Here is a 25,937-nt window from a genome sequence, read left to right as displayed (position 1 = left end):
GTCGGCGGACAGGTCGGCCGACCCGTCCGCCGACGGGGCCGGCCGCGCCGTGACGGGTTCGGCCGCGCCGGGACGTGCCCGGCCGCGCGCGGTCAGTCCGCGCGGACCAGCGGCTCGGCGAGGACCGAGCGGAGCAGCGGGCGGCTGGTCTCGGTCGCGGCGAGGACGAGCAGGCAGCCGCCCACCAGACAGCCGACGAGCAGGACGATCCCGCGCCAGTCGGCGAACGCGGCTGTCTTGAACAGCGGCGACAGCATGACGACGGCGACGAGCGACGACCCGCCCGCGACGCGCACCATCGGCCCGGTCACCTCGCGGCGACGCACGGCGTCGAGCAGCTCGACGGGCATGCCCGCGAGGTGGGCGAGCGCGTACTCGCGGCGGCGGTCGAGCACGGTCGACGCCTGCTGGATCCCGGCGGACACGGCCGCGAGCAGGAACGCGATGACGAGCGTGAGCATCGCGCCCGTGACGAGGTCGTCGTTGAGGATCTCGCCCTGCCGGTCGACCTGCTGGCCCGACGTGAACAGGGGGACGACGGCGAGCGCGCCCGCGACGAACCCGGCGAGCCCGAGCCCGCCGACGACGCGCCAGGCACCGCGCGGGTCGTCGGCGAGGCGACGGGCGGCGAGCAGCCGGACGGGGGTGCGTGCGCGGCGCGCCTGGACGCGGCCCATGATCCCGAGCACCCACGGCCCGACGAGGTTCATGGCGCCGAAGCCCGCCGCGAGGAACCCGAGCAGGACGGCGACGAGGGCCGCGGCGAGGCGTCCGGCGGCGGCGGTCGCGATCGCGAAGCCGACGAGCGCGACCGCGAGGACGACGACGCGCACGACCTTGAGGCCGGGCGGCGTGGTGCGACGCGCGACGCCGAGCGGCGACACGACGACGCGGCGGAGCGACACGAGGCCGCTGACGGCGGCGAGCACGGGGACGGCGACCAGCACGGCGAGCACCACGAGGGGGCCGACCCACAGCTCGCCGACGGAGAAGGTGCCGCCCTGGAACGGCACGAGCGCCCACAGCGGGAGCAGCGCGACGTACCCGAGCACGCCGATCACCGCCCCGACGAGCCCCTGCACGCAGGTCTCGAGCAGCGACAGCGCGACGACCTCGCGCGGTGTCGCACCGAGCAGCCGGAGCGTGGCGAGGCGCGCGTCGCGCCGGGCCACCCCCATGCGCGCGGCGGCACCCGCGAGGGTGACCAGCGGGACGACGAGCAGGATGAGCGCGGTCCAGGCGAGCTGCACGTAGAGCGTGCCGAGCTCGCGCTGCAGGGCGTCGGCGGGGTGCGCGGCACGCTCGGCGAACCCGAGCAGGCCGCCGAGGACGGACAGCGTGAGGGCCGTCGACACGGCGAACGCGGTCACCGACAGCGCGGTCGTGACGCGCGTGTCGCGGCCGCCCGCGCGGCGCAGGTGGGGCGCGAGCGCGACCACCGCGTTCACTGGCGCACCTCCTCGACGACGCGCCCGTCACGGACCTCGATGCGGCGCCCGCACCACGCGGCCACCTGCGGGTCGTGCGTGACGACGACGAGGCACGCCCCGACGGACCGGGTCGCCTGCGTGAGCAGCCGCATGGCCTCGAACCCGTTGGCCTGGTCGAGCGCGCCCGTCGGCTCGTCGGCGAACACCACGTCGGGCTGCGTCACGAGCGCGCGGGCGACCGCGACCCGCTGCGCCTGGCCGCCGGACAGCTCACCGGGGCGACGGCCCTCCATGCCGGCCAGCCCGAGCGAGTGCAGCCAGCGCGCGGCGAGATCAGTGGCCTCCCGGCGCGGTGTGCCCGTGAGCATCGCGGGGAGCGCGACGTTCTCGACCGCCGGGAGCTCGGGCAGGAGCTGCCCGTTCTGGAAGACGAACCCGTAGTGCGAGCGACGCAGCAGCGAGCGCTCGCGCTCGTCGAGCCCCTGCACGGGTCGGCCGCGCAGCGCGACGGTCCCCGCGTCGGGCACGAGGATCCCGGCGAGGCAGTGCAGCAGCGTCGACTTGCCCGACCCCGACGGGCCGGTCACGGCGAGCGCCTCGCCGTCGGCGAGGTCGAGGTCGACGCCCGCGAGCGCAGTCGTCTCGCCGAAGCGCTTGACGAGGCCGCGGGCGGACACACGGACGGTGGTCGCGGCGTCGCCGACCGTGGGGACGGCGCCGGTGGCGGGGGTGCTCATGCCGTCCAGCGTGCCCGGGCGGGCGTGCGGTGCGCGTCCCCCGGCGGTCCCGCCGTCGGAGGTGTCGACGCCGACCGCGGACCGACCGTCGACTCCTGCGCGTCCGACCCGGGACGGACGCGACGTCGGCCTCTCGTCGCCTCCCGTGCCGCCCACCGGGTGATACCGGACAGGAATCGTGGACGCGGCTCGCCCGGCAGCCGGTCCCACCTAGACTGCCACCCGTGATCTTCAAGGCGGTGGGCGAGGGCAGACCCTACCCGGACCACGGGTACGAGAGCCCCCGGCAGTGGGCCGAGGTCTCGCCGCGCGTCGTGCGCCTCGACCAGCTCGTGACGACCAAGCGCACGCTCGACCTCGACGCGCTGCTCGCCGAGGACTCCACGTTCTACGGCGACCTGTTCGCGCACGTCGTGCAGTACAAGGGCGTCATGTACCTCGAGGACGGCCTGCACCGCGCCGTGCGGGCCGCGCTCCAGCAGCGCGCCGTGCTGCACGCGCGCGTGCTCGTCGTCGAGTCGGGCGGCGGTGCGTCGGCGGCGGAGGAGCCCGGCGGCGAGCCCGCCGAGGACCTCGCGTCGGACGCGACGTCGGAGACGGTCGAGCCGTGAGCGACCTGGACCGCGCCCGGGCGCTGCGCCGCCGGCACATGCACGAGCGGCAGGCCGTCATCTTCGGCGTCCTCCTCGCCGGGCTCGCGGTCGCCGGGCTCGGTGCCACGGCGGTCTACACGGGCAGCGTGAGCCTGCCGTTCGTCGCGCGGGGCTTCAGCACCGCACCGCCTCCTCCGGTCCCGGACCCCGACCCGTGCCCGCCCGCCGGCGCGCTGCCGCTCGCGTACAACCAGGTGACCGTGACCGTGCTCAACAGCACGAGCCGCGTCGGCCTCGCGGGTGGCGCGGCCGCGGAGCTCACGCAGCGCGGGTTCGTCGTCGCGGGCTCGGGCAACACGCAACCCGCGTTCGAGGGGGTCGCGCGGATCTCGTTCGGCGTCGCCGGCGCGGCCGCCGCCTACACGCTGGCCGCGCAGCTCGAGGGAGAGGACCTGCACCTCGTCGCGCGCGAGGACCCGTCCGTCGACATGACCCTCGGCACGCAGTTCGCCGAGCTCACGCCCGCCGACCAGGTCGTGCTCGACCCGTCCGTGCCGCTCGTCGCGCCCGAGGGCTGCGTGCCGCTCGACCAGGCCGCCGTCGAGACCCCGGAGCCGGAGACGCCCGCCGCCGACGGCGCGGGCGAGGAGGCCCCCGCCGGTACCGAGGAGCAGGCCCCGCAGGGCTGACGCTCCTGGTCTACGCGCGGTCGCGCCGCTCCTCCGCCGAGGGCACCGAGGCCGGGGTCGCCGGCTCCTCGCCGGTGCCGCGCCAGCGGGCCACGACGCGCATGAGGTGGTAGAGCCCGATCGCGGTCGCGGTGCCGAGCGCGATGCCCTCGAACCGCAGCTCGCCGACGACCCAGGTGTAGTTGGCGACACCCACGACCAGCGCGATCGCGGCGGGCACGAGGTTGACGGGGTTCGAGAAGTCGACGCGCGCCTGGATCCAGATGCGGGCGCCGAGCAGCCCGATCATGCCGTAGAGCATCGTCGTGGCCCCGCCGAGCACCCCGTCGGGGATCGTCTTGATGAGCTCGCCGAACTTCGGGGACAGGCTGAGCACGAGCGCGCCGCCCGCGGCGACCCAGTACGCGGCCGTCGAGTACACGCGCGTCGCCGCCATGACGCCGATGTTCTCCGCGTACGTCGTCGTGCCCGACCCGCCGCCGAGGCCGGCGAGCGAGGTCGCGACGCCGTCGGCGAAGAGCGCGCGGCCGGTGAGCGGGTCGAGGTCGCGGCCCGTCATCGCGGCGACGGACTTCACGTGGCCGACGTTCTCGGCGACCAGCACCAGGACCACGGGGACGAACAGGCCGAGGATCTCGAGGTCGAACGACGGCGCGGTGAACGGCGGCAGGCCGACCCAGGCGGCCTCGCGGAAGCGCGTGAAGTCGACCTGGCCCTGCAGCAGCGCGGCGACGTAGCCGACGACCACGCCGACGAGGATCGACAGCCGGCCGAGGATGCCGCGGAACAGGACCGTCGTGAGGACGATCGCCGCGAGCGTGACGATCGCCGTGAGCGGCGCCTTCTGGACCGAGCCCCACGCGACCGGCGCGAGGTTGAAGCCGATGAGCGCGACGATCGCACCGGTCACGACCGGCGGCATCACGACCTCGATCCAGTGCGACCCCGCGACGTGCACGACCGCGCCGACCGCGGCGAGCACCAGGCCCGTCACGAGGATGCCGCCGACGGCGACGGACTGCCCGCCGCTCGCGGTGGCCGCGACGACGGGGGCGATGAACGCGAAGCTCGAGCCGAGATAGCTGGGCAGCCGGTTGCGCGTGATCAGCAGGAACGCGACGGTGCCGATCGCGGAGAAGAACAGCGTCGTCTGCGGGGAGAACTCGGTGATGAGCGGCACGGCGAACGTCGCGCCGAACATCGCGACGACGTGCTGCAGACCGATCCCGACCGTGCGTGGCCACGTGAGCCGCTCGTCCGGGGAGACCACCTCGCCCGGTCGCACGTTCCGCCCGTCGCCGTGCACCGACCAGCCCAGACCCGCCATCAACCGCTCCCGTCACGTCGTCGCCGGCCCTCTCCCTGCGCCGGCTGCACCGCAGGGTACGGCCCCGTCGGCGCTCGACGCGCGGACCGCGGTCCCCCGTGCCACGGTGAGCGGCAAGGAGCGCGACCCACCCACCGAGGAGGAGTCCACGATGACCGAGCCCGACGTCCCCGAGAGCCGCCCCGCCCCGTCCGGCGTCATCCCCGGCGGTACACCGGACCCCGTCCGTGACACGGCTCCGCACGCCGCACCCGCACCCGACGACGCCGACGTGCAGGACAGCAGCTACATCGACGACTCGACGCCGCGCGTCGTCCCCGTCGTCGGTGCCGGCCCGGCGGTGCCGCCGCCGCCGGCGCGGCCCGTCCAGGAGTAGGCGGCGCGTCCGGTCCGGCTCGCGTGGCTCGTGCCGCGGGTCGGACCGTCGGCGTGCCGTGGGCCGTCCGGTCGGCTCAGCCGTCGTCGCCGGCGTGGCAGCCGGACCGGCGCGCACGGCGCCGCGGCTGTGGAAGCCGGACCGGCACGCCCGGCGTCGCGGGTGTGGAAGCCCGGCACGGCGGACCTGACGCCCCGATAGCCTGGGGCCGCTCGTCCGCCCTCGTCCCGTACGGCCGCCGGAGGCTCCCCTGCACCGCTTGCTGCGCTCCCTGACGGCCGTCTGGGTCGCGTTCCTCGCCGTGCACGCGTGGCTCGCGTACGTCGGCGTCGTGCTCATCCCGCAGAAGGCGTTCTGGGACCTCGAGCTCTACCGGTACTGGATGTGGCTCGGCGTGCACGAGGGGCAGTGGCCCGTGCTGTCGGGCGACTGGGTGTACCCGGTCGGCGCGATCCTCCCGATGCTCGCCGCCGCGGTCACCGGGCAGTGGACGGGCCCGGAGTACGCGGCGACCTGGGCGGTCCTGGTGACCGCGCTCGACGCGGTCGCGCTCGGGGTCCTGCTGCACGCGCCGCGGCTCGCGCGCCCGGTCGGCAGCACCGGCCGGCGCCCGCACGAGCCCCGCACGACCACCGGGGCGTGGTGGTGGATCGGGTTCCTCGCGCTGCTGGGACCGATCGCGATGGGCCGGCTGGACGCCGTCGTCGCACCCGTCGTCGTGGTCGCGCTCGCCGTCACGCTGCGGCACCCGCGCGTGTCGTCCGTGCTGCTCACGGTCGCCGCCTGGATCAAGGTCGCGCCGGGTGCGCTGCTGCTCGCGGTCGTCGTCGCGGTCCGGCGGCCGTGGCGCGACGTCGTGCTGCCCGCCGCGGTCGTCAGCGTCGTCGTCGTGGGCGCCGTGCTCGCGCTCGGGGGCGGGGCGCACGTCGCGTCGTTCCTCGGCGAGCAGGAGGAGCGCGGGCTGCAGATCGAGGCCGTCGGCGCGACGCCGTGGGTGCTCGTCGGCGTGTTCAGCGACGCCGTGCGCCGGCACCTCAACGAGCCGATCGTCACGTGGGAGGTGTCCGGGCCGGGCACAGCAGGGGCGGCCGACGCGCTCGGCGCGCTGTTCTTCGTCGGGCTCGCGGCGTGCGCGGTGCTGCTGTGGTGGCGTCGCCGGCACCTCGGCGACCGGTTCTGGGAGGACGCGGTCGCGCAGCGCGAGCTCGTCGCGCGCGGGGCCCTGCTGCTGGTCCTCGCGACCATCGTCTTCAACAAGGTCGGGTCGCCGCAGTACATCGGGTGGCTCGCCCCGCCCGTCGCCGTCGCGCTCGCGCTGCGGCTGCCCGGGTGGCGCGGGACGGCGTGGACCGTCGCCGGCGTCGCCGCCGCGACACAGGTCGTCTTCCCGTGGGGGTACGACCAGATCCTCGGGGGCGGTCTGCTCGTCACGGCCGTGCTCGCCGCGCGCAACGTCGCGCTCGTCGTGCTGCTCGTCATGACCGCGCGCGCCCTGCTGCGGCCGCCCGCGCACGACCTGCCGCCCGTGCTCGACGGCGGCGGGGCCGTCGACGCGGTCGCGGCCCGGACGCCGCAGACGGCGCCGCTGCACGAGGCGAGCGACGCCGTCTGACGACATGCCGTGACGCGGCGCGTCAGCTGCGGGGCGGGTGCGCCTGCGCCGACGCGATGAACGCGAGCATCGACGCGCGGGACGACCCGTCGTCGATCGCGTCCTCCGACAGCCCGGTGGCCGTCGTCCACGCCTTCTCCGCCGCGTCCGTCCCCGCGAGCGCGGAGTAGGTCACGACGTAGTCGGCGAGCGGCCCGGTGAACCCGGACTCCTCGACGGCGGCCGAGATCCGCTCGGGGTCGACCCCGGTCGCGAGCGACATCTGCACCGGGCCCATGGGGATGAGCTGGATGCCGAGGATCGCCGACGGCTCGGGGCTGAACCACGTCGCGTAGTCACGCTTCGCGCCCCAGCTGATCGAGAACACCTCGTGGCCGAACCCGTCGAGCGACGGGTCGTCCAGGTCGGGGGCCGTCCAGTACGCGCGCGCCGACGCGGCCTCCGTGGAGGTCATCCACGCCGCCTGCGTCGCGAGGTCGTCCTGCCCGGACGCCTGTGCCCACAGCCCGAGGCCGTTCCAGGCGTTGACGGCCTCCGAGGACGACTCCTGGTTGTTGCCGTCCGCGAAGGGCGACGTGCCCGACGCCCACGAGTGACCGAACCACGGGTCGAACGACCGCAGCTGCGGCAGCTCGTCGGACGGCGTCGCCGAGGCGATGTCCGCCGCGAGCAGGTCCATGACCGGCGCGAGGTCGTCCGCGAGCTTCTCGTCGTCGGCCGACAGGAGGCCGGCCGCCGCGAGGAGGTACCCGTAGTGGAAGTGGTGGTCGTTGAGCTCGTCCGACCCGAACGAGGGCGTGAGGCCGATCGCGGACCGGGCGGCCGCGTCGTAGACGACGCAGCGTGCGTCCCGCTCGGCGCAGCCGTCGGGCTCCGCCCACTCGCGCAGCGCGTCGGTCGTCCGGGTGCGCAGGTCGGCCACCACGTCGTCGGCGCCGAGCTGCTCGCCCAGCGTCACGAGGGACGCCGCGCGGAACAGCGCCTTCCCGCCGAAGTACGTGTCCGACGGGAACGGCTCGGTGGCCGCGACGTCGGCGCGCAGGGCGTCGACGATCGCGGTCCGACGGTCGTCGGGGACGCCGTCGAGGTCGAGCGCACCCGTGGGCCGCACGGTGGGCGCGAACGCCGACAGGTGCGAGCCGGCGCAGAGCTCGAGCGTGCCGTACACGCTCGGGTAGGCGCCCAGGTCGCAGCCGTCGCGCTCCGGCTGGGTGCCGGTGCGCTGGTGCGGCGCGAGCACGTAGGCCGACGGCGTGCCGCCCGCGGTGTTGTACGTGAGGGTCGTGCGGGCCACGTCGTCGTCCACGCCGTAGGTCACGTCGACCCCCGTGACGGGGTCGGCGGCGGCGGTGGCGAGGGTGGCGGCCGCGTCGGCGTCCGCGTCCTGCGGGACGGGGTACCAGGTCGCGGTGTCGCCCGCGGCGAGGGTGGTCGAGCCGCCCTCGGCGCCGACGAGCGCCCAGTCGGTGCCCGCGACGGTGGCCGTCGCCGGCTCGCCGTCGCCGCCGCCCGAGAACGAGCCGCCCTCGGCGGTCGCGTCCAGCGTGAGGTCCCGCTCGGCCGTCAGGCTGACGAACGGCGAGCCCTCGGCGAGGACGACGTGTCCCAGCACCGCGCCGGTCGCGTCGAGCAGGTCGACGGTCACGCTGACGGGGTCGGCGGCGCTGACCTGTGCGGACGCGGCGCCCGCGTCGACGGTCACGGCCGGGACGTGCGGTGCGACGACCGCCTTGTCGCTGGCCACCGGGTTCGGCAGGCCGAGCGTGAAGCCGGTGTCGGTGAGCGCGAACGAGACCGGCTGCGCGAAGACCGGCTGCGGCTCGTCGCCGAACACGAGCCCGCTGTACCAGCGGTTCGTCGGCGGGACGACGCCCTCGGCGAGGCGCACGGGCGCGATCTTGCCGACCGCCTTCTGCTCGACGCCGGCCGTCAGCGCGGCCGTGTCGACCTCCGGGGTGCGGGCGTCGGGCGGGCCGGCGACCGGGGCGTCCGGTGCGGAACCGCCGCCGGACCCGCCGGCCGCGGGGGCGCTGCGCCCCCACGGGCCGACGAGCACGACGACCGCGGCGAGGGTCACCACCGCGAGGGCGGCGATCCCGGCGATCAGCCAGCGGCGGCGACGGGGCGCCGGTGCGGGCGGGGACAGGGGCGGGTGGTCCGTGGTGCGTGCCGTCATCCGAAGAGGCCCTTCAGGTAGGTCTTGACGGAGTCGGCGGTGCGGGTGACCACCCCGTCGTTCGTGAGGTGGAGCTCCGCGGTCACGGGGGTGCCGGCCGAGACGAGCCCGTCACCGTCACCCTCCACGAGCTCGTCGCCCGTGATGGTGAAGACGGCCTGCGCCTGCCCGCCGACGGTCTCGACGTCGTTCCGCTCGACGGTCGCGGCGATCTCCCGCTGGTCGGGCAGCACGACGGTCACGTCGGCGCCGTCCGGGACGCGGGCGTACTCCTTGGCGGACAGCCGGTACTCGGCCTGCACGTAGAGCGTGCCGGCGCGCTGGACGGTGGCGAGCTCGGACGCCGACTGCACGAACGTGCCGCGCTCGGAGCCGACCTTGGTGACCGTGCCGTCGCCCGTCGCGAGGATGACGAGCTTGCCGTCGGGGTCGATCTGGGTGGCCTCGGTCGCCTGGCGGGCGAAGCCGTTGCGGATGTCGTACTGCAGGGTCGCGGAGTCGATGACGAACAGCGGGTCGCCCGTCTTCACGGTGTCGCCCACGTCGACCTTCTGGTCGACGACGAGACCCGAGTACGGGGTCCCGACGCTGTACGTGCGGGCGAGGATCTGCGCGGAGTCGCTCGTCGCGACCCCCCGGGTCTCGTTGAGCTGGTACGTCGCGAGCGCGGCGATCATCGCGACGACGATCACGCCGACGACGAGTCGGATGCGGCTGGCCCAGGTCATGCGGCACCTCCGGTGAGTGCGAGCTTCGGGTCGGCCGCGTCGTTGCGACGGGTGGACTCCTGGTCGGCGCGGGCAGCGCGGGCCGCGAGACGGCCGGCGTGCCCCTCCTTCCAGGCGGTGATGACGAAACCGCCGAGGATCAGCGTGTTCGTCGCGTTCCAGGCGAGCGCGAGGCTCAGGTAGCCGTTGCCGAGGTCCTTCCAGACGCCGACGACGGTGGTGAGCAGCAGGAACACGAAGAACATGACCTGCGGCTGCATGAAGGCGAACGGCGAGCGATAGGCACCCTTCTGGCCGGTGACGTGCCACTTCTGGTCCTTGCGGAAGATCGCGTTGACCAGGGCCCTCGTGTAGATCGGGAACGACACGGACGCGAGCAGCAGCACCTCCCACCGGAAGGAGCCGAGCGTGTAGAAGGCCAGGATGATCTGCATGACGTAGAACCCGGCGTAGTACAGCGCCCACTGGCCGGGCGTGATCGACAGGTTCATCGGGGTGAGGTCGAAGAAGATCTGCAGCGGCGGCACGAGCAGCAGGAGCAGCGGTGCGATCCCCGTGAGGTAGTGCGTCGCGGTCACCGTGTACATGAGCCGCTGGTCCATCGTCAGGCGACGCTTCCGGGACAGCGGGTTGTGGGTGAGCATGATCTCGAAGCCGCCGGTCGCCCAGCGGAGCTGCTGCTTCGTGTACGCCTCGACGGTCTCGGGCGTGTCACCCACGGCGAGGGTCGTGGGGATGTAGATCGTCCGCCAGCCCTTCTCGTGGAGCATGAGCGACGTCCAGACGTCCTCCGACTTCGAGTCGGAGTAGATGCCGCCGATGGAGTCGATCGCGGCGCGGCGGAAGATCACGTTGGTGCCGACGCAGAACGCGGCGTTGAACCGGTTCCGGCCCGGCTGGACGAACTTGTAGAACACGGCCTGCATGTAGCCGGCGCCGCGGGAGATGATCGTGTGCAGGTTGCCGTACGTCTGCGGGGTCTGCACGAACGCGACGTCGTCCGTCGCGAAGAACGGCACCGTCTCGTGCAGGAACTCGGGCTTCGGCACGAAGTCCGCGTCGAACACGACGAAGAAGTCGCCGCGGGTCAGGGACAGCGCGTGGTTGATGTTGCCGGCCTTCGCGCCGTTGCTCGACAGGCGCCGCACGTAGCGGGCCCCGAGCTCGGCGGCGAGGTCGCGGACCTCGTCGCTGCGGCCGTCGTCGAGCACGTAGGTGTCGTGGCGGCCCTGCATGGCGACGGCCGCCGTGACGGTGCGTCGGATGGTGTCCAGGTCCTCGCCGTACGTCGTGATGAAGACGTCGACGCTGATCGGCCACTCCTGGAGGTACATCCGCCAGTCCTGCGGACGCTTCTCGGTCTTGTCGCGGACGATCTCCGCGATGTCGTACAGCCTGTCCTGCGCGAGGTGGAACCCGAAGTTGCGCGGGTTGTGCCCGCTGGACAGCACGGTCCACATCGCCAGCAGCGCGTGGACCACGAGCACCGTCTCCGCGAGCATGACCATCACGTACGGCAGCCAGTCACCCCGGTTGGCCGGGTTGAGCAGGAAGATCGCGTAGACGATGACGCCGGTCGCCGCCAGCAGCACGAGCAGCAGCAGCGACGGGCTCTGGGCCTCGTTGTTCTCGGGTGTGCGGGTCGGTCTGATCCGCTCGGACTCGGTCCTGCGCGGCTCGATCACGAGCCTGTCGAAAGTTGTGGCCACGTAGCGCCCCCATGGTGGTCGTCCGGTCGAGCGGAGGGCTCGTGACAGAACCCTCCGTTGCGACGGCGACGCTGGCGCCGGGCCCACGAGAAGCGGGAGGCGCCGCAGGAACCCAGTTGCGTCGGGTGGGTTCCCGGCGGGCGTCGCCGCCCCGTGATGTCTTCGAACGTACGGACGTATGCCCGGTTAGTCCACGCGCGCCCGGTGTGCGCCGGGTCACAGTTCGGGTCAGATCGGGCGAACCGGAGATGAACGCGCAGGACGAACGGGCAGGTGGCCATGCGTGGCGGCGTCGGCCCAGGCCACCCGTGTGACGTCCACGGAGAGACGTCCCATGTCTCAGGGCGCGAGACACGGGACGTCGCTCCGGGCAACGGGTTTCACCGGAGGGGGACCCGGCTCACCCGATCGGGCTCGTCAGCCCAGGCGCGGCACCACCTCGCGCGCGACGAGGTCCAGGTGGTCGAGGTCCTGCAGGTCCAGGACCTGCAGGTACACCCGCGACACGCCCTGCTCGCGCAGCCGTCCCAGGCGGTCAACCACCTCGTCGACCGTGCCCGCGATCCCGTGCTCCCGCAGCTCGTCGACCTCGCGGCCGATCGCCTGCGCGCGGCGTGCGATCTGCGCCTCGTCCGACCCGACGCACAGCACGAGGGCCGCCGAGCGGACCAGGCTCTCCTTCGCGCGGCCCGCCTCCTCCAGCGCACGGTCCACGTTCGCGAGCTTCGCCTCGACCTCGTCGAACGCCGGGAACGCGAGGTTGAACTCCGCCGCGTACCGCGCCGCGAGCGCCGGCGTGCGACGCGGGCCGCTGCCGCCGACGATCACCGGCACACCGGCCTTCGACGGGTCGAGCGGCGACTGCTGGACGGGCTTCGGCAGCGCCGGGGAGTCCGTCAACGTGTAGTGGGCGCCCGCATGGTCGAACGTCTCCCCCACGGGCGTGCCCCACAGGCCGGTGACGACCGCGAGCTGCTCCTCGAGGATGCCGAAGCGCTTCTCCGGGAACGGGATGCCGTACGCCGCGTGCTCCTGCGCGAACCAGCCCGTGCCCAGCCCCAGCTCGACGCGGCCGCCCGACATCTGGTCGACCTGCGCCACCTGGATCGCGAGGATCCCCGGGTGGCGGAACGTCGCCGACGACACCAGCGTGCCCAGCCGGATGCGGCTCGTCTCCCGCGCCAGCCCTGCCAGCGTCGTCCACGCGTCCGTCGGGCCCGGCAGGCCGTCGCCGCCCATCGTCAGGTAGTGGTCGGAACGGAAGAAGGCGTCGAAGCCCAGGTCCTCGGTGGCCTTCGCCACCGCGAGCAGGTCGTCGTACGTGGCCCCCTGCTGGGGCTCGGTGAAGATGCGCAGATCCATGCCCCCACCCTCACACGCACCGCGGCCACCGCACGCCGTCGCCACCGGTGGTGGGGGCGCACGGGACACTGCCGCACCTGCGACCGCCGCACCCGCGGCCAGGTGGGGTCAGGCGTGAAGAGGCGGGTGGGAGGGGAGTGGTCGTGAGGGGTGAGGTGGGTGAGAGGGCCGGTCAGAGGCGTCCTGCGCGGGCGCGGGGTCGCCGGGCGCGTGCGAGGGTGGAGGGGTGCCGCACCGACCGCTGACCTCGTCCGCCCGGGCCGCCGACGCGCTCGCGGTCGCCGACTGGCGACGCCGCGTGGCCGAGACGTACGCCGACGTCCGCCGGATCGCCGTCGAGGACCCGCCCGCCGCGCACGCCGTCTGGGTGCAGCGCCGTGACGAGCTGTTCGCCGAGCACCCCGCGTCCCCGCTCGACGGGCCCACGCGCGCGTCGTTCGCCGGGCTCGAGGTCGCGCGCTACGACGCCGCCTACCGGTTCGAGGTCGAGGTCCGCCCCGCCGACCCGCAGCGGCTCGACGTCGCGACCGGCACCGACGGCGTCGTGCCCTTCGAGCGCGCCGGCGTCGTCGAGCTGCCCGGCGTGGGGACCCTCGCGGTCTGGGCGCTGCGGTCCTACGGCGGCGGGCTGTTCCTGCCCGTGCGCGACGCGAGCGGCGGGCAGCCGGGCGGCACGTTCGGCGGCGGGCGCTACGTGCTCGACACGATCAAGGGCGCCGACCTCGGGACGTCGCACGGGCTGCTGGTCGTCGACCTGAACTTCGCCTACAACCCGTCGTGCGCGTACGACCCGTCGTGGGCCTGTCCCCTGGCCACGCGCGCGAACACGGTCCCCGTCGACCTCCCCGTCGGCGAGCGCACCTTCCCCCTCCCCGACCTGGCGACCGACTGACTGGTCAGCGCTGGCAGACGGGGCAGAAGTAGAGCTTGCGACCCGCCATCTCCTCGACGACGACCGGGGTGCCGCACACGCGGCACGGCAGACCGCCACGGCCGTACACCCAGTGCCGCTCGGTCGTGTCGGCGATCGCGCGGGCACGACCGTCCTCGTCCAGGTCCTCGCGCGTCAGCATGGCGCCCGTGCGGATGCCGTCGGGCAGCAGCACCGCCCAGTCGTCCCAGATCGCGCGGACGACCTCGCGGGGGACGCGGCGGCCGGGCGTGTGCGGGTCGAGCCGGGCGCGGAACAGCAGCTCGGCGCGGTAGATGTTGCCGATCCCGGCGACGACGGACTGGTCCATGAGCAGCTGCCCCACCGCGACGCCGCGCGACGTGATCCGCTCGACGACGACCTGCCCCGCCGCGTCGAGGTCGTCCGTCGACGCCGGGTCCGGGCCGAGGCGGTCGACGACGGCCTGCGCCTCCGACGGGTCGAGCACCTCGCACGCCGACGGGCCGCGCAGGTCGGCGACGGACTCCTCGGTCGCGAGCCGCACGCGCACCGCTCCGACGGGGTCGGGCGGGAAGGACGCGACGAGACCGCCCTCCGCCGACGGGGGCTCGCGCTCGTCCTCGCCCATCCGCACGGCCCGGCGCAGCCGCGGCGCGCCCATCGAGCCGCGCACGTCCTGGCCGTCGACGATCGGCGACACGACACCGAAGAAGTCCCACGCGCCGTACAGGCCGAGGTGCACGCGCAGGACGTCGCCGCTCTCGAACGTCGCGAACATGTGCTTGCCGACCGCGGCCGTCTCGGTCAGGACCTGCCCGTCGAGGCGCGCGGCCCCGGCGGCGAAGCGACCCTGCGGGGAGGACACGGCGAGCCGGTGACCGGCGAAGTCGGCGGTGAACTGGCGGGCGATGCGGTGGACGGTATGACCCTCGGGCACGGTCACGCACGCTAACGCGTGCTGCCGCCTCCCGCCCGGTCGCCGTCGCGTCGCCGACCGCCGCCGAGGTGGGTGCCGCTGCCGCGGGTGCGACGACGAGCGGATGTCGCACCCGCGAGGGGGCGGTCGGGGCCGGGCGGTCGACCCGCGGGTGGGTGTGTCAGACGGTCGGGCCCGCCAGCGGGAGGGCGGCCGGCGCGGGACGCGACGGCTCGTCCGCGAGCTGCGGCACGACGTCGCCCGACGCCCGCGTCGCGGCCTCGTGCGCGGCGACCAGCACGTCGGTGATCTCCCGGCCGAGCAGCTCGTGCCGCTCGAGCAGCGCGTCGCGCAGCGCCTCGACGAGGTACCGGTGCCGCGACAGGAGCCGCCGCACGGTCGCGCGCGCGTCCTCGAGCACCTGCTCGAGCTGCTCACGCGCCCGCCCGTCGCTCACGACCGCGTCGACCAGCGGCTTCTCGGTCGCGAGGAACGACACGAGCGACCCGGTCATGCCGGCCGCGCCGACCATCTGCGCGGCGGTGCGCGTCGCCGCGGCGAGGTCGCTCGCGGGGCCGGTCGTCGTCTGGCCGAAGAACAGCTCCTCGGCGACCCAGCCACCCATCGCGATCTGCACGAGCGCCCGCAGGTCGCCCTGCGACCGCGTCCAGACCTCCTCGCAGTCGCCGTGCGCGAGCAGCCCGAGCGACTCGCCGCGGCGGATGATCGTCAGCACCTCGAGCGACCGGTTCGGGGCGACGAGCCACGCGGTCACCGCGTGCCCGGCCTCGTGCGTGGCGATGAGCTCCTGCTCGGCGCGCGTGTACCGGACGGGCTGGCCGATGCCGACCATCTCGGTGATGCGGGCGGTCTCGACGTCCTGGAACGACATGGTCAGCGACCCGCGGCGCAGGGAGTTGACCAGCGCCTCGTCGAGCAGGTGCTCGATCATCACGGGCGTCCAGCCGTTCGTCGACGCGGCCACGCGGTCGCGCGCGACCGGGTCGTCGAGCTCGGCGTCGTGCGCGCGACGGGCGAGGAAGTGGTCGACGAGCGCGCGGCGGCCGTGCGCGTCGGGCGCGGAGAACGTGAGCCGGCGGTCGAACCGGCCCGGCCGCAGCAGCGCGGGGTCGAGCGAGTCGGCGCGGTTCGTCGCGGCGATCAGCAGGATCGGGGCGCGTCCGGGGCGGCGCTGGCGGATCTGGCGCGTCGCGGGCAGGAACAGGTTCACCGCGGCGACCAGCCGGTTGTACGCCTTGTCGCCGCCCGTGGGCTCGTCGAACGACTGCATCTGCACGAGGAGCTCGTTGACGACGCCGCCCGTGCCCTCGCTCATCATCGCGTTCGTCACGAGGCCCGGCGCACCGGCGGACGCCGCACCGACGAGGGTCCGCGACGACGACGCCCCGAGCATCCCGCCGCGGCGCAGCGCGATCGCGTCGATCTCCTCGATGAACCCGATCGCCCCGCCCTCGGTGCGGGCCGCGCGGCGCAGCGCCCGGAAGTACGCACGGATCTTGCGGGCCGTGGCGCCGTAGTACATCGACTGGAACGACGTCGCCGACACGAACAGGAACGGCACGCCCGCCTCGGCGGCCATCGCCTTCGCGGTCATCGTCTTGCCGGTGCCCGGCGCCCCCTCGAACAGCAGGCCGCGCCGCGGGGTGCCGCCCATCTGGTCGGCGAACTGGCGGTGCGTCTGGAACAGGTCGATCGAGCGGCGCACGTCCTCCTTCACCGGGTCGATCCCGATGACGTCGTCGAGCCGCACGTCGACCTGCTCGGGCCGGTAGGTGAGGTGCGGCGACCGTGCCGACCCGACCTGCGTGCCGACGAGCAGGAGCAGCATCGCGCCGAAGAACAGGACCGGGACGAGGACCAGCGGGTCGACCGCCGGGAGCGACGGGAGCGGGTCGCGGCCCAGCAGCGCGCTCACGATCACGTACGCCTCGGCCGCCAGCACGACGGCCGCGAGCCGGTACACGCGACGGCGACGCATGCGCTCGCGGTCGAGCGCGATGTCGTGCGCACCCTTGCGGATCGGGGAGACCAGCTCGTCCTCGTGCATGCGTCCGCCTTCCGTCGGCTCGGTCGCTCCATCGTCAGCGCACGTGGGAGGCCCGGCAACATCGGACATACCGGACCACCCGAACGGACCAACCGGACGAACCGCGCGGTGCGGCCCGCTGTCAGGCGTCGGCGCGCAGGGTGCGGCGCAGCACCTCGACCTCGAGCGGCGTGAGCCCGAGCCCGTCGGCGAGGTACCCGTCGAACGACCCGAACCGGGCCTCGACGGTGTCGAGCGCGGCCCGCAGGTAGTCCTCGCGCACCTCGAGGAACGGAGAGACGAGGGCGGGGTCGCCACCCGCGGCCTCGAGCTGCGCGAGCAGCGGCGCGAACGTCGCCCGGACCGCCGGGTTGACCGCGAGGAACTCGTCCGTCGCGCCGTCCTCGTCGACGCCGGCCGCGAGCAGCAGCACGGTCGCGGCCCATCCCGTGCGGTCCTTGCCCGCCGTGCAGTGGAACAGCACAGGCGTGCCCTGCGCGTCGATGACGGTGCGCGCGAACGTCGCGTAGCCCGCGAGCGCCGCCGGCGACGACACGAGCCGCCGGTAGGTGGCGCGCATCTGCTCGGCGACGTCCATGCCGTCGAGCGTCTCGAGCAGCACCGCGGGACGGGTGAGCAGCGTGGCCGCCTGGGCGGCGGCGTTCCCGGGGAGGTCGGCGAGCACGTCGAGCTCGACGAGCCGCGCACCCGTGGGCACCCGCTCGGGCCGGGCCTCGCGCTCGGCGGCGGTGCGCAGGTCGACGACGGTGCGCACACCGAGCGCGGTGAGCACGGGGTCGTCGGGGACGCCGTCCGACGTGAGCTCGGCCGAGCGGAACGCGACGCCGCGCGCGACGGTCCCGCCGTCCGCGGTCGGGCGGCCGCCGAGGTCGCGCAGGTTGGTCACGGCGGTCGCGGGGAGCGCGTGCGGGTCGACGACGTCCGTCATGCGGCGATCGTGGCACGGCGGCGACGAGCGGGCGACGCCTCCCCGGTGGGGTGCGGCCGTGTGAAATTCCGACTGGTCTTGTCCGCATATCGAGAAGACGTCCCCCGACCCCTTGCCGCCGCCGCGACCGCTGGTAGAAACCGCGGCCAGGTCACGAGCACCAGCACGCAAGCCCCGGCTCGCTGGTCAGCAACCCCTCCACGACGGGGTGCTCCGGGAGATGACCAGGCCGCACCACCCGGTGCGGCAAGCGTGAACGTGAAGGAGCCGCACCGTGAGCCACCCGACCGGTCCGAGCGTCGTCGCCCTCGTGGGCAACCCGCGCCCGGCCTCCCGCACCCGCAGCACCGCCGAGCACGTCGCCGGCCGTCTGCTGCCGCACCTCGGCGCCGACCCTGCCGGCCCCACCACCGCCGGCGTGACGACCGTCGACCTGGCCGACGTCGCGGGCGAGCTGTTCGCCCTCGCGCGTCCGGCCGCCGACGCCGCGCTGCGGACCGTCGCCGCTGCGGGCGTCCTCGTCGTCGCGACGCCCGTCTACAAGGCGTCGTACACCGGGCTGCTCAAGGCGTTCCTCGACGGGTACGGCCCCGACGGGCTCGCGGGGGTCGTCGCGGTCCCGCTGGTCGTCACCGGCTCGCCCGCGCACGCGCTCGTCGGCGAGGTGCACCTGCGGCCGCTGCTCGTCGAGCTCGGTGCGACCGTCCCGACGCGCGCGCTCGTCGTCACCGAGGCCGACCTGCGGGACCCCGCGGCGCTCGACGCAGTCGTCGACCGCTGGCTCGACCGGGCCGCCGAACCGCTGCGCCGCGCCGTCCGCGACGCCGCCGACCTCGCGGAGGCGCTGCGATGACCGCCGAGATCCTGCGCGCGCTCGACGCCGACCTCGTCCAGCAGGACGAGGAGCAGCTCACGCCCGACGCGTACAAGGAGGTGTTCCGCCGGCACCCCGCGGGCGTCGCGGTCGTGACCCTCACCGACGGCGACCGGCTCGTCGGCTTCACCGCGACGTCCGTCATCTCCGTGTCCGCCGCGCCGCCGCTGCTGGCCTTCTCGCTCGCGTCGACGTCGTCGTCCTGGCCCGCCGTCTCCCAGGCCCGGACGCTCGCGATCAGCTTCCTGTCCGGCGCGCAGGACGACGTGTCCGCCCGGTTCGCGACCAGCGGCATCGACCGGTTCGCGGCGGGCGGCTGGACCGCGCTGCCGACCGGCGAGCCCGTCATCGAGGGCGCCGTGTCGTGGGTGCGCGGGCGCGTCGTGCAGCGCACGCCCGTCGGCGGGTCCTACCTGGTGTCGGTTCGCGCGCTCGCGCACGGCACGACGGACGAGGTCACGCCGCTCGTCTACCACGACCGCACGTACCACCGGATCGGGGACGCGACCGCGATCTGACGCGTCCCGGCGAGCTGCCCACCGCCACCGGCGAGCCCCGCGCACCCCTCCGCGCGGGGCTCGTCCGCGTCCTCGCGGCGTTCGCGCCTTTGCCGCGCGGACCCTCGCTGACGGACGATGGGATCCCGACCCCGGAGGTCCTCGTGCGCACGTCCGTCCCCGTCAGCCGCCGCGCGGCCGGTGCGGCCGTCGCGCTCGCGCTCGCCGTCGGGGTGGCCGGGTGCGCCACGGACAGCCCTGTCGCGGCTCCCCCGCCCGTCGAGCTCGCCGCACCCGTCGCGGTCGCCAAGGCCGCCGCGCCCGCGCCTCCCCCTCCCGTCGATCTCGCGACGCTGCCCGTGATCGACGTCCTGCACGTCGTCCCCGGCCTCCCCGGCAGCGAGGGCCTGACGCCGCTCGAGAACGACGACCCGTCGCTCGGCCGGTGGCGGACCGTCGTCGTGTCCGAGCCGACCGCGGTCCACGCGAGCGTCGGCGGCCCCGCCGTCGGCGTCCTGCCGACCGACGTGCTCGGCGCCGCGAACGTGCTGCCCGTCGTCGACGAGGCCGCGGGCTGGGTCCAGGTGCTCCTCGCGACGCGCGGCGCGCTCCCCCGCGACGACCGCGCGCAGGTCAACGGGCGCACCGGATGGGTCCGCACGACGGACCTCATGCCGTCGGGCACCGACTGGTCGGTCGTGGTCGACGTGTCCGCGCAGACGCTCACCGTCGACGACGGCACGTCGGTCCGCACGTTCCCCGTGGTCGCGACGGGCGCACCCGCGACGCCGACCCCGCACGGGCTGGCGTTCCTGCTGGGCCTGCGCTGGTCGGAGCCGGGCACGACGACCCCGCGCGTCCTCCCGCTGTCGACGCAGAGCGAGACGATCGACCACTACGACAAGCCCACGGGCACGGCCGTCACCGCGATCCACACCACGACGCTGCGCGGCCGCGGCGCCGTGTCGAACGGGTGCGTGCGCGTCACCGACGACGTGCTCGACGTGCTGTGGCAGGCGCCCGCGGGCACGGTCGTCACGACCGTCGGCTGACCTGCGCCGTCTCGCCGGGCGCGCGCGCCCCGACGCCCCTACCCTCACCGCATGCGAGCCACGACCGTCCGCCGACGCGCACTCGTGCGCGCCGCGACGCTCGGTGCCGCCGTCGCGCTCCCCGTCGTCGTGCTCGCGTTCCTCGTGCGCGGGCAGGTGACCGCGATCGTCCACGTCGACCAGTCCGCGATCGTCGCCGCGACGGACCTCACGCGCGCGAACCCGGCGCTGCGCAGCGTGCTCGTGGCCTGGCAGACCGCGTTCCAGGCGGTCGTCGTCAACACCGCGGGCGCGCTGCTGTGCGTGTGGGTGTGGCGACGGCACCGCCTCGGCACGCGCGCGCTGTGGGCGGCCGTCACGATCGCCGCCGGGTGGGGCCTCCAGCTCGCCGCGAAGGGCGTCGTGCAGCGCGCCCGGCCAGTCGTCGAGGACGCCGTCGAGCACGCGCCAGGCTCGAGCTTCCCGTCCGGTCACGCGACGAACACGGCCGTCGCCGCGGTCACGCTGACGCTGCTGGTGTGGCCGCTGCTCGGTCGCGCCGGACGCGTCGCCGTGCCCACCGTCGCGGGCCTCGCGGTGGTCCTCACCGCCGCCGACCGCGTGCTGCTCGGCGTCCACTTCCCGTCGGACGTCGTCGCCGGGGTCCTGCTCGGCGTCGCGATCGCCGGAGCCTCCTACGTCGGCTACCGCGGCTGGGGCGCCGACACGCCCCCACCCGCCGACGTCCCCGACGTCCCCCATGGCGGCGACGCCGTGCCCGAGACCGGTCGACGCGACGACGGCGTCCCGTCGACCACCCCCGCCCCCGGCGACCGGCACCCCGCCGGTACGCCCGTCCCCCCTGAGGAGCCCTGACGTGCACGAGTTCCTGCACCGCTACGAGCTGGACACGTCGGCCCCGACGTCCCGGCAGTTCTGGCGCGACCTGTCCCGCCGCGCGCTGCTGCCCGGCGTCGGGCTGTGGCTGGTCATCGTCGGCGTCGGGCTGCTCATCGTCGGGCCGCTGGGCGGGCTGCCGGGCGAGGCCGGCGTCAACGAGTGGTTCGTGAGCCGCCGCACGGACGCGCTCAACACGCTCACCACGTTCCTGTCCGGGATCGGGCAGACCGAGTTCATCATCGGCGCGTGCGCGCTGGCCATCGCGCTGATCTGGTGGAAGACCAAGCAGTGGTGGTTCGCCGTCGTGCCCGGGCTCGCGGTGTCGCTGCAGGCGATCGTCTTCCTCACGTCCGCACTGGTCGTGGGCCGCACCCGGCCCGAGGTCGAGCAGCTGGACGTGTCGCCTCCGACGTCGTCCTACCCGAGCGGGCACACGGGCGCCGCGACCGCCTTCTACCTGACGCTCGCCGCGCTCTGCCAGCGCATCGGCAACCCCGTGCTGCGGTGGGTCGCGACGATCCTGTGCGTCCTCGTGCCGTTCGCGGTCGGCATCGGCCGCATGTACCGCGGCATGCACTCGCTCACCGACGTGACCATGGGGTTCGTCAACGGTGTCGCCTGCGCTGTCCTCGCGTGGAACTACCTGCAGCGCGACGTGCGGTCGGCGCGCTCGAAGCGTCAGACGGTCGGCGCGGGCAGGTCGCGCGGCTGACGGCTGCCGGGCGGGCCGCCGCCCGGTCTACCGCGCCCCCTGCTCCTCGCGTGCCTCGCGACCCGCGAGCGCGGCGAGCGTCAGCAGCTGCTTGCGCATCATGACGAGGTCACCCCACGCGAGCAGCCCACGCCCGACGGAGACGAGCCTGCCCCGCTGCGGTGAGCCGATCCGCAGGACCGCCACGTAGCGCGAGCGGTCCGGGCCGTCGGCGTGCACCGCGTACGTCACCGTGACCGGCCCGAACACCGCGAGAGCGCGGCGGTCGACGATGCGCATGGTCAGGTGCTCGCCCGGGACCACCGACGTGAGCGCGAAGATCTGCATCATCGTCGTGCCCGGCACGAGGTCCGCCGGGTCCACGGTGCGCGTCCGCGGGCTGCGCCTGCCGCCGTTGTCGAGCAGGCCGTAGCTGTAGGGCGCGAGCCGCAGCTGGCACAGCCACGCGAACGCGACGTCCGCCGGCGCGGCCACGTCGACCGCCCGCAGGAGACGCACCGGGTGGTCGGCCGCCTCGTCGTCGCACGCGTACCGGCCCGCCACCTCGTCGGGCCGGGCACCCCACACCGTCGCCACGCTCATCGCGTCCCCCTGACCGACCGGCCGTCGTCGCGCGGCCCGTGCCGCGGCACCCACCACGACCTGTCGCCGACGCTAGGACGCGCGCAGGGCCAGCCGCACGCACGCCTCAGCGCACTCTCAGCGCGAGGACGTCGGACTGGGGCTCGCGCCCGCGGCGCGACCTCGCCAGTGTCAGCCGCGGGCTCTCGCACGACGCACGTACCGCCGGACGGGTGCCGGTCACGGCGCCGCCCTCGCCCCCACGGGGGACGGCGCCCGTCACGGGGCCGTCACTACGATGGCTCGATGCGCGGCCCGGCGCCCCACCCGACGGCCTCCCAGACGGACGTCGTCATCGACGGCATCAAGGCGATGATCCTGTCCGGCGAGCTCGGACCGGGGTCGCGGCTGCCCGTCGAGAAGGACCTCGCCGCCCGGCTCGGCGTCTCGCGCGGGCCGCTGCGCGAAGGGGTCCGCGCGCTCGTGCTGCTCGGCGTCCTCGGCACCCGGCGCGGCGACGGCACCTACGTGACCTCGCTCGACCCGGCCCGCCTCTTCGAACCCGTCGGCTTCCTGGCCGACCTGCCCGGCCGCGACGACGCCGTGCACCTCGCACGCGTCCGCCGGGTCCTCGAGGTCGAGGGCGTCGGCCGGGCCGCCGTCGAGATCGACGACGCCACCCTGCGCGAGCTGCGCACGCTCCTCGACTCCGTCGACGCGCTGCTCGACGAGCCCGACCACGACCTGACCGCCGTCATCGACGCCGACCTGCGCTTCCACGCGGTCGTCCACCGGGCGTCGGGCAACCCCGTGCTCGCCGGGCTGCTCGACTCGCTCGCCGGCAGCACCGCGCGCGCCCGGCTGTGGCGCGCGATCCGGGAGGACGGCGCCGTGCGCGTCGCGCAGGCCGAGCACCGGGCGATCCTCGCGGCGCTCGAGGCGCACGACGCCGACCGCGCGCGCGTCCACATGGCAGCGCACCTCATGGGCGTCGAGGAGTACGCGGCGACGCTGCTCTGATGCGCGTGCCGAGCACCGTCAGGCGTACGTGCCGCGGTCCACGTTCGTCACCGTCGTCAGCAGGAAGACGCTGTCCTCCAGCGCGACGACGGAGTGCCGCTCGTGCGTGAGCACCCACAGCTCGCCCGCACCCGGCTCTGCCTGCACGTCGTCCGACTCGACGCGCACCCGCCCGCGCAGCACCTGCAGCGTCGCCGCCGCGGGCGAGTTGTGCTCGCCGAGCCGCGACCCCGCCGTGAGCGCGAGGACGGTCTGCCGCAGCTCGCCGTCGTGCGCGACGAGCTCCGCGCTGCGGCCGTGCGGGTCGGTGCGGGCACTCTCGAGGTGCTGGTCCGCCAGGGCAGTCAGGTCGATCACGCCGGTCTCCTCCGCGAGCAGTCGGCTCGATCGTAGGAAGGACGCCGCCCGGGCGCCCGCCGACCCGCGCAGTCTGCTCGCCGCGGCGGTCAGGGCGCGGTCATCGCTCCCGACGCGACGAACCAGATCATCGCCGCGGTGCCCAGCAGCCCGCCGACGACGCCGAACACCCCGCGGCCGCTCCCGTGCCCGCCGGACCGTGCGCGCACGAGCGCCCAGACCCCGACGCCGATCGCGAACGGCCCGAGCACCCAGATCCCGAGCGCGAGCAGCCCGAGGTAGCCCGCGAGGATCGACTGCCACGACCGCCCGACGGGCACGACCCAGTGCATCGCGTTGCGGGGGCCGTTCTCGTCGGTCGCCGTCGGTGTGGCGTAGCCGTACGCGGCTCCGGCGTAGCCGGGGGCACCGAAGGTCGCGTGCTGCGCAGGCGCGCCGCCCCACGTCGGCACGGGTGCGGCGTACCCGGGCGCACCGGCGGCCGCGGTCGCGTAGCCGGGCGCCGCGCCGCCCCCGGCTGGCACCTGCGCCGCTGCGGGGACCGCGGCGACCGGTGCAGGCGGTGGCTGCGGCGTCGTGTGCTCGGTCCAGCCCGCGCCGTCGAACCAGCGCAGGACGCCGGGCGTCACACCGTCGGCGTACCACCCGGGCGCGTGCTCGCTCACGCCCCTGTAGTCGGCGTGCGAGGTCGCCGACTTGAGCCGACGGCGGCCCGACCCGCACCTGCGGCGGCTGGCCTGACGTCAGGGCGACGACGTGCGCCCGCGCGCCGCGAGCCGTGCGCCGTCGCACCGGGCGGCGGTCGCCGTCGCCGGTGTCGCCGAGGCGTCAGTCGTGACCGGCGCCCGGCACCTTGTCGACGACGTCTTCGTACGCCGCCTGGCCCGGCAGCGCGCTCGGCGCGTAGATCAGCCGGACCACACCCGTGGGCAGGGCCTCCGACGCGACCAGCCGCAGCGGGTAGATCGGCTCGCCCTCGTCGAACAGCCGCTCGCCCTTGCGCGCCGCGACGGGGTGGACGAGCAGCCGCAGCTCGTCGAGCAGCCCGGCCGCGAGCAGCTGCCGGACGACGGAGAGCGACCCGGGCACGAGGATCTTCCCGACGGCCGGGTCGGCCTTGAGCGCCGTCACCGCCGCGACGAGGTCCCCGTCGACCCGCTCGACGTTGCGCCAGCCCAGGTCCTGGTCGCCGCGCGTCGCGACGACCTTGCGGGTGTCGCCGAGCGTCGCGGCGAACGGCGCGTCCTCGCCGCCGGCCGCCTCACGGTCCGGCCACGCGCCCGCGAAGCTGTCGTACGTCACGCGCCCGAGCAGCAGGACGTCGACGTCCTCGTAGTCCTCGCCGACCGCCTGGCCCATCCGCTCGTCGAAGTACGGGAAGTGCCACGCGGGGTCGATCTCCGCGACTCCGTCGAGGGAGATGAACAAGGTCGAGACGAGCGTCGCCATGGCGTCCTCCGGGGTCGGGGCCGCGCCCCGACGCGCGACCACGGACGATCAGACCACGGACGGCGGGGCCGGGACGACCCCTCGACGGTTGCGACCCGGGCGGGGGCCCGGCGGCGGCGGCCCGGGCACGGCCGTCGTCGGCATCGTGTGCTCGGTCCACTCGCGCCCGTCGAACCACCGGTGGTGCCCTCGCCGACGCGTGTCGGGATACCAGCCCGCGGGGATCCTCCTTCTGGCCATGAGTTCCCCGTCGGCGGGAACGCCCCGTGACTTGAGGGTTTCCGCCCACGCGGACCGGCGTGCGTCCGCCGCGACCGTCGCTGCCGCGGGCGGCGTCGGCGATGATGACGGCACCGACACGGAGGGGGGGACGATGACGACCCGACCGACCCTGTACCTCACCGTCGGCCTGCCGGGCACCGGGAAGACGACCGAGGCGCGGCGCATCGAGGCCGAGCGGGACGCGCTGCGCCTCACCAAGGACGAGTGGGTCAAGGCCCTGTACGGCAGCGCCAACCCGCCCGACGCGACCGCCGTCGTCGAGGGACGGCTGATCGAGGTCGGCCTGCGCGCCCTCGAGCTCGGCGCGGACGTCGTCGTCGACTTCGGCCTGTGGTCCCGTGACGAGCGGTCCGCGCTGCGCCAGGCGGCCGCCGACCGGGGCGCCCTCGTCGAGCTGCGCTACCTGGCGCTCCCGCCCGACGAGCAGCGTCGACGGCTCGACCGCCGCCACACCGAGGAGCCGCACACCACGTGGCACATGACCGACGAGGAGCTCGCCGCGTGGGCGGCCGCCATGGACGTCCCGACGCCGGGAGAGCTCGCCGGCACCGAGCCCGTCGACGCCCCACCGCCGGGCTTCGCGACGTGGGACGCGTGGCGCCGGCACCGCTGGCCGCCGTCGGTCGGCTGACGGCGCGGCGGTCGCCGACCCGCGACGTCCTTCACTGCGACGACCGGCTCACGCCGGGCGAGCGCGCCGCACCCCCGCGC

27 protein-coding genes and 1 riboswitch are annotated in these 25,937 nt (G+C 74.9%); of the genes, 12 read left to right on the top strand and 15 right to left on the bottom strand.

The window, feature by feature from the left end:
* Positions 1-92: 92 nt before the first annotated feature.
* Both CTKZ_RS14130 and CTKZ_RS14125 read right to left on the bottom strand, forming a co-directional pair.
* Entirely contained in the window at positions 93-1,448 is a 1,356-nt protein-coding gene (locus CTKZ_RS14130) for an FtsX-like permease family protein (protein ID WP_124343544.1), read from the bottom strand.
* Positions 1,445-2,167, bottom strand: coding sequence for an ABC transporter ATP-binding protein (locus tag CTKZ_RS14125; RefSeq protein ID WP_124343543.1), 723 nt, complete (start codon positions 2,165-2,167; stop codon positions 1,445-1,447). Before CTKZ_RS14125 ends, CTKZ_RS14130 begins: the two co-directional genes overlap by 4 nt.
* A gap of 224 nt (positions 2,168-2,391) precedes the next feature.
* On the opposite strand from CTKZ_RS14125, the gene CTKZ_RS14120 reads away from it, so the two are divergent.
* Positions 2,392-2,778 (top strand): type II toxin-antitoxin system VapB family antitoxin, encoded by a 387-nt coding sequence (locus tag CTKZ_RS14120; protein ID WP_235843487.1) that lies wholly within the window; start codon positions 2,392-2,394, stop codon positions 2,776-2,778.
* Positions 2,775-3,449 carry a LytR C-terminal domain-containing protein gene (locus tag CTKZ_RS14115; protein ID WP_124343542.1) on the top strand — a complete coding sequence of 225 codons (675 nt, stop codon included), beginning with the start codon at positions 2,775-2,777 and terminating at the stop codon, positions 3,447-3,449. Before CTKZ_RS14120 ends, CTKZ_RS14115 begins: the two co-directional genes overlap by 4 nt.
* Before the next feature lie 10 nt (positions 3,450-3,459).
* On the opposite strand, the gene CTKZ_RS14110 is transcribed toward CTKZ_RS14115, so the two are convergent.
* Positions 3,460-4,776 carry a uracil-xanthine permease family protein gene (locus CTKZ_RS14110; protein ID WP_124343541.1) on the bottom strand — a complete coding sequence of 439 codons (1,317 nt, stop codon included), beginning with the start codon at positions 4,774-4,776 and terminating at the stop codon, positions 3,460-3,462.
* Between the two features lie 151 nt (positions 4,777-4,927).
* On the opposite strand from CTKZ_RS14110, the gene CTKZ_RS14105 reads away from it, so the two are divergent.
* Entirely contained in the window at positions 4,928-5,152 is a 225-nt protein-coding gene (locus CTKZ_RS14105) for a hypothetical protein (protein WP_124343540.1), read from the top strand.
* A 259-nt stretch (positions 5,153-5,411) separates the two neighbouring features.
* Positions 5,412-6,764 (top strand): glycosyltransferase 87 family protein, encoded by a 1,353-nt coding sequence (locus tag CTKZ_RS14100; protein ID WP_225915894.1) that lies wholly within the window; start codon positions 5,412-5,414, stop codon positions 6,762-6,764.
* A gap of 22 nt (positions 6,765-6,786) precedes the next feature.
* Here CTKZ_RS14100 and CTKZ_RS14095 read toward each other — a convergent pair whose 3' ends face one another.
* From CTKZ_RS14095 to CTKZ_RS14080, 4 genes are all read right to left on the bottom strand, one after another.
* Entirely contained in the window at positions 6,787-8,940 is a 2,154-nt protein-coding gene (locus tag CTKZ_RS14095; RefSeq protein WP_124343539.1) for a glycosyl hydrolase, read from the bottom strand.
* On the bottom strand, positions 8,937-9,668 hold the full coding sequence (locus CTKZ_RS14090) for an HlyD family secretion protein (protein WP_124343538.1): 732 nt from the start codon (positions 9,666-9,668) through the stop codon (positions 8,937-8,939). Before CTKZ_RS14090 ends, CTKZ_RS14095 begins: the two co-directional genes overlap by 4 nt.
* A complete protein-coding gene (locus CTKZ_RS14085; RefSeq protein ID WP_124343537.1) occupies positions 9,665-11,377 on the bottom strand; it encodes a glycosyltransferase family 2 protein in 1,713 nt (570 codons plus the stop codon). The genes CTKZ_RS14090 and CTKZ_RS14085 overlap by 4 nt, the downstream gene beginning before the upstream one ends.
* A gap of 417 nt (positions 11,378-11,794) precedes the next feature.
* Positions 11,795-12,739, bottom strand: a complete 945-nt coding sequence (locus CTKZ_RS14080; RefSeq protein ID WP_124343536.1) for an LLM class F420-dependent oxidoreductase — start codon at positions 12,737-12,739, stop codon at positions 11,795-11,797.
* A gap of 226 nt (positions 12,740-12,965) precedes the next feature.
* Here CTKZ_RS14080 and CTKZ_RS14075 point away from each other — a divergent pair, with 226 nt between their 5' ends.
* Positions 12,966-13,631 carry a DUF1684 domain-containing protein gene (locus tag CTKZ_RS14075; protein ID WP_235843486.1) on the top strand — a complete coding sequence of 222 codons (666 nt, stop codon included), beginning with the start codon at positions 12,966-12,968 and terminating at the stop codon, positions 13,629-13,631.
* A 4-nt stretch (positions 13,632-13,635) separates the two neighbouring features.
* On the opposite strand, the gene CTKZ_RS14070 is transcribed toward CTKZ_RS14075, so the two are convergent.
* The 3 genes from CTKZ_RS14070 to CTKZ_RS14060 all read right to left on the bottom strand — a co-directional run bounded on the left by CTKZ_RS14070 (position 13,636) and on the right by CTKZ_RS14060 (position 17,543).
* Complete coding sequence (locus CTKZ_RS14070) at positions 13,636-14,568, bottom strand: Fpg/Nei family DNA glycosylase (protein ID WP_124343535.1); 933 nt, start codon at positions 14,566-14,568, stop codon at positions 13,636-13,638.
* A 160-nt stretch (positions 14,569-14,728) separates the two neighbouring features.
* Entirely contained in the window at positions 14,729-16,615 is a 1,887-nt protein-coding gene (locus tag CTKZ_RS14065) for an AAA family ATPase (protein WP_124343534.1), read from the bottom strand.
* Between the two features lie 121 nt (positions 16,616-16,736).
* Complete coding sequence (locus tag CTKZ_RS14060) at positions 16,737-17,543, bottom strand: tyrosine-protein phosphatase (protein ID WP_124343533.1); 807 nt, start codon at positions 17,541-17,543, stop codon at positions 16,737-16,739.
* Between the two features lie 149 nt (positions 17,544-17,692).
* A riboswitch (SAM riboswitch) is annotated at positions 17,693-17,802 on the top strand.
* 15 nt (positions 17,803-17,817) lie between these two features.
* Between CTKZ_RS14060 and CTKZ_RS14055 the strand changes: the two genes are divergently transcribed.
* The 5 genes from CTKZ_RS14055 (at position 17,818) to CTKZ_RS14035 (ending at position 21,557) form a co-directional block, all read left to right on the top strand.
* On the top strand, positions 17,818-18,396 hold the full coding sequence (locus CTKZ_RS14055; RefSeq protein ID WP_124343532.1) for an NADPH-dependent FMN reductase: 579 nt from the start codon (positions 17,818-17,820) through the stop codon (positions 18,394-18,396).
* A complete protein-coding gene (locus CTKZ_RS14050) occupies positions 18,393-18,935 on the top strand; it encodes a flavin reductase family protein (protein WP_124343531.1) in 543 nt (180 codons plus the stop codon). The genes CTKZ_RS14055 and CTKZ_RS14050 overlap by 4 nt, the downstream gene beginning before the upstream one ends.
* Before the next feature lie 143 nt (positions 18,936-19,078).
* Positions 19,079-19,966 (top strand): L,D-transpeptidase, encoded by an 888-nt coding sequence (locus tag CTKZ_RS14045; protein ID WP_235843485.1) that lies wholly within the window; start codon positions 19,079-19,081, stop codon positions 19,964-19,966.
* Between the two features lie 51 nt (positions 19,967-20,017).
* Positions 20,018-20,821 carry a phosphatase PAP2 family protein gene (locus CTKZ_RS14040; RefSeq protein ID WP_124343529.1) on the top strand — a complete coding sequence of 268 codons (804 nt, stop codon included), beginning with the start codon at positions 20,018-20,020 and terminating at the stop codon, positions 20,819-20,821.
* 1 nt (position 20,822) lies between these two features.
* The gene (locus tag CTKZ_RS14035) at positions 20,823-21,557 is read left to right on the top strand and encodes a phosphatase PAP2 family protein (RefSeq protein WP_124343528.1); all 735 of its coding nucleotides are present in this window, start codon (positions 20,823-20,825) and stop codon (positions 21,555-21,557) included.
* Between the two features lie 27 nt (positions 21,558-21,584).
* Here CTKZ_RS14035 and CTKZ_RS14030 read toward each other — a convergent pair whose 3' ends face one another.
* The gene (locus CTKZ_RS14030; RefSeq protein WP_124343527.1) at positions 21,585-22,139 is read right to left on the bottom strand and encodes a hypothetical protein; all 555 of its coding nucleotides are present in this window, start codon (positions 22,137-22,139) and stop codon (positions 21,585-21,587) included.
* Positions 22,140-22,424: 285 nt separating this feature from the next.
* On the opposite strand from CTKZ_RS14030, the gene CTKZ_RS14025 reads away from it, so the two are divergent.
* Complete coding sequence (locus CTKZ_RS14025; protein WP_124343526.1) at positions 22,425-23,138, top strand: FadR/GntR family transcriptional regulator; 714 nt, start codon at positions 22,425-22,427, stop codon at positions 23,136-23,138.
* A gap of 18 nt (positions 23,139-23,156) precedes the next feature.
* Here the strand turns inward: CTKZ_RS14025 and CTKZ_RS14020 are convergent, their stop codons facing one another.
* From CTKZ_RS14020 to CTKZ_RS22730, 4 genes are all read right to left on the bottom strand, one after another.
* Positions 23,157-23,495: a cupin domain-containing protein gene (locus CTKZ_RS14020; RefSeq protein ID WP_124343525.1), complete on the bottom strand. Its 339-nt coding sequence runs from the start codon at positions 23,493-23,495 to the stop codon at positions 23,157-23,159.
* Between the two features lie 89 nt (positions 23,496-23,584).
* Positions 23,585-24,160: a DUF2510 domain-containing protein gene (locus CTKZ_RS14015; protein ID WP_124343524.1), complete on the bottom strand. Its 576-nt coding sequence runs from the start codon at positions 24,158-24,160 to the stop codon at positions 23,585-23,587.
* 163 nt (positions 24,161-24,323) lie between these two features.
* Positions 24,324-24,944 carry a dihydrofolate reductase family protein gene (locus CTKZ_RS14010; RefSeq protein WP_124343523.1) on the bottom strand — a complete coding sequence of 207 codons (621 nt, stop codon included), beginning with the start codon at positions 24,942-24,944 and terminating at the stop codon, positions 24,324-24,326.
* Between the two features lie 48 nt (positions 24,945-24,992).
* Complete coding sequence (locus CTKZ_RS22730; protein WP_160142906.1) at positions 24,993-25,184, bottom strand: DUF2510 domain-containing protein; 192 nt, start codon at positions 25,182-25,184, stop codon at positions 24,993-24,995.
* A 133-nt stretch (positions 25,185-25,317) separates the two neighbouring features.
* Here CTKZ_RS22730 and CTKZ_RS14000 point away from each other — a divergent pair, with 133 nt between their 5' ends.
* On the top strand, positions 25,318-25,857 hold the full coding sequence (locus CTKZ_RS14000) for a P-loop nucleotide/nucleoside kinase family protein (RefSeq protein WP_124343521.1): 540 nt from the start codon (positions 25,318-25,320) through the stop codon (positions 25,855-25,857).
* Positions 25,858-25,937: the final 80 nt, after the last annotated feature.

Origin of the sequence: Cellulomonas algicola (assembly GCF_003851725.1) — a bacterium.
GTDB classification, from domain to species: domain Bacteria; phylum Actinomycetota; class Actinomycetes; order Actinomycetales; family Cellulomonadaceae; genus Cellulomonas; species Cellulomonas algicola.
The sequence above is the reverse complement of the archived record's forward strand: the minus strand, read 5'-3'. Positions and strand labels throughout refer to the sequence as shown.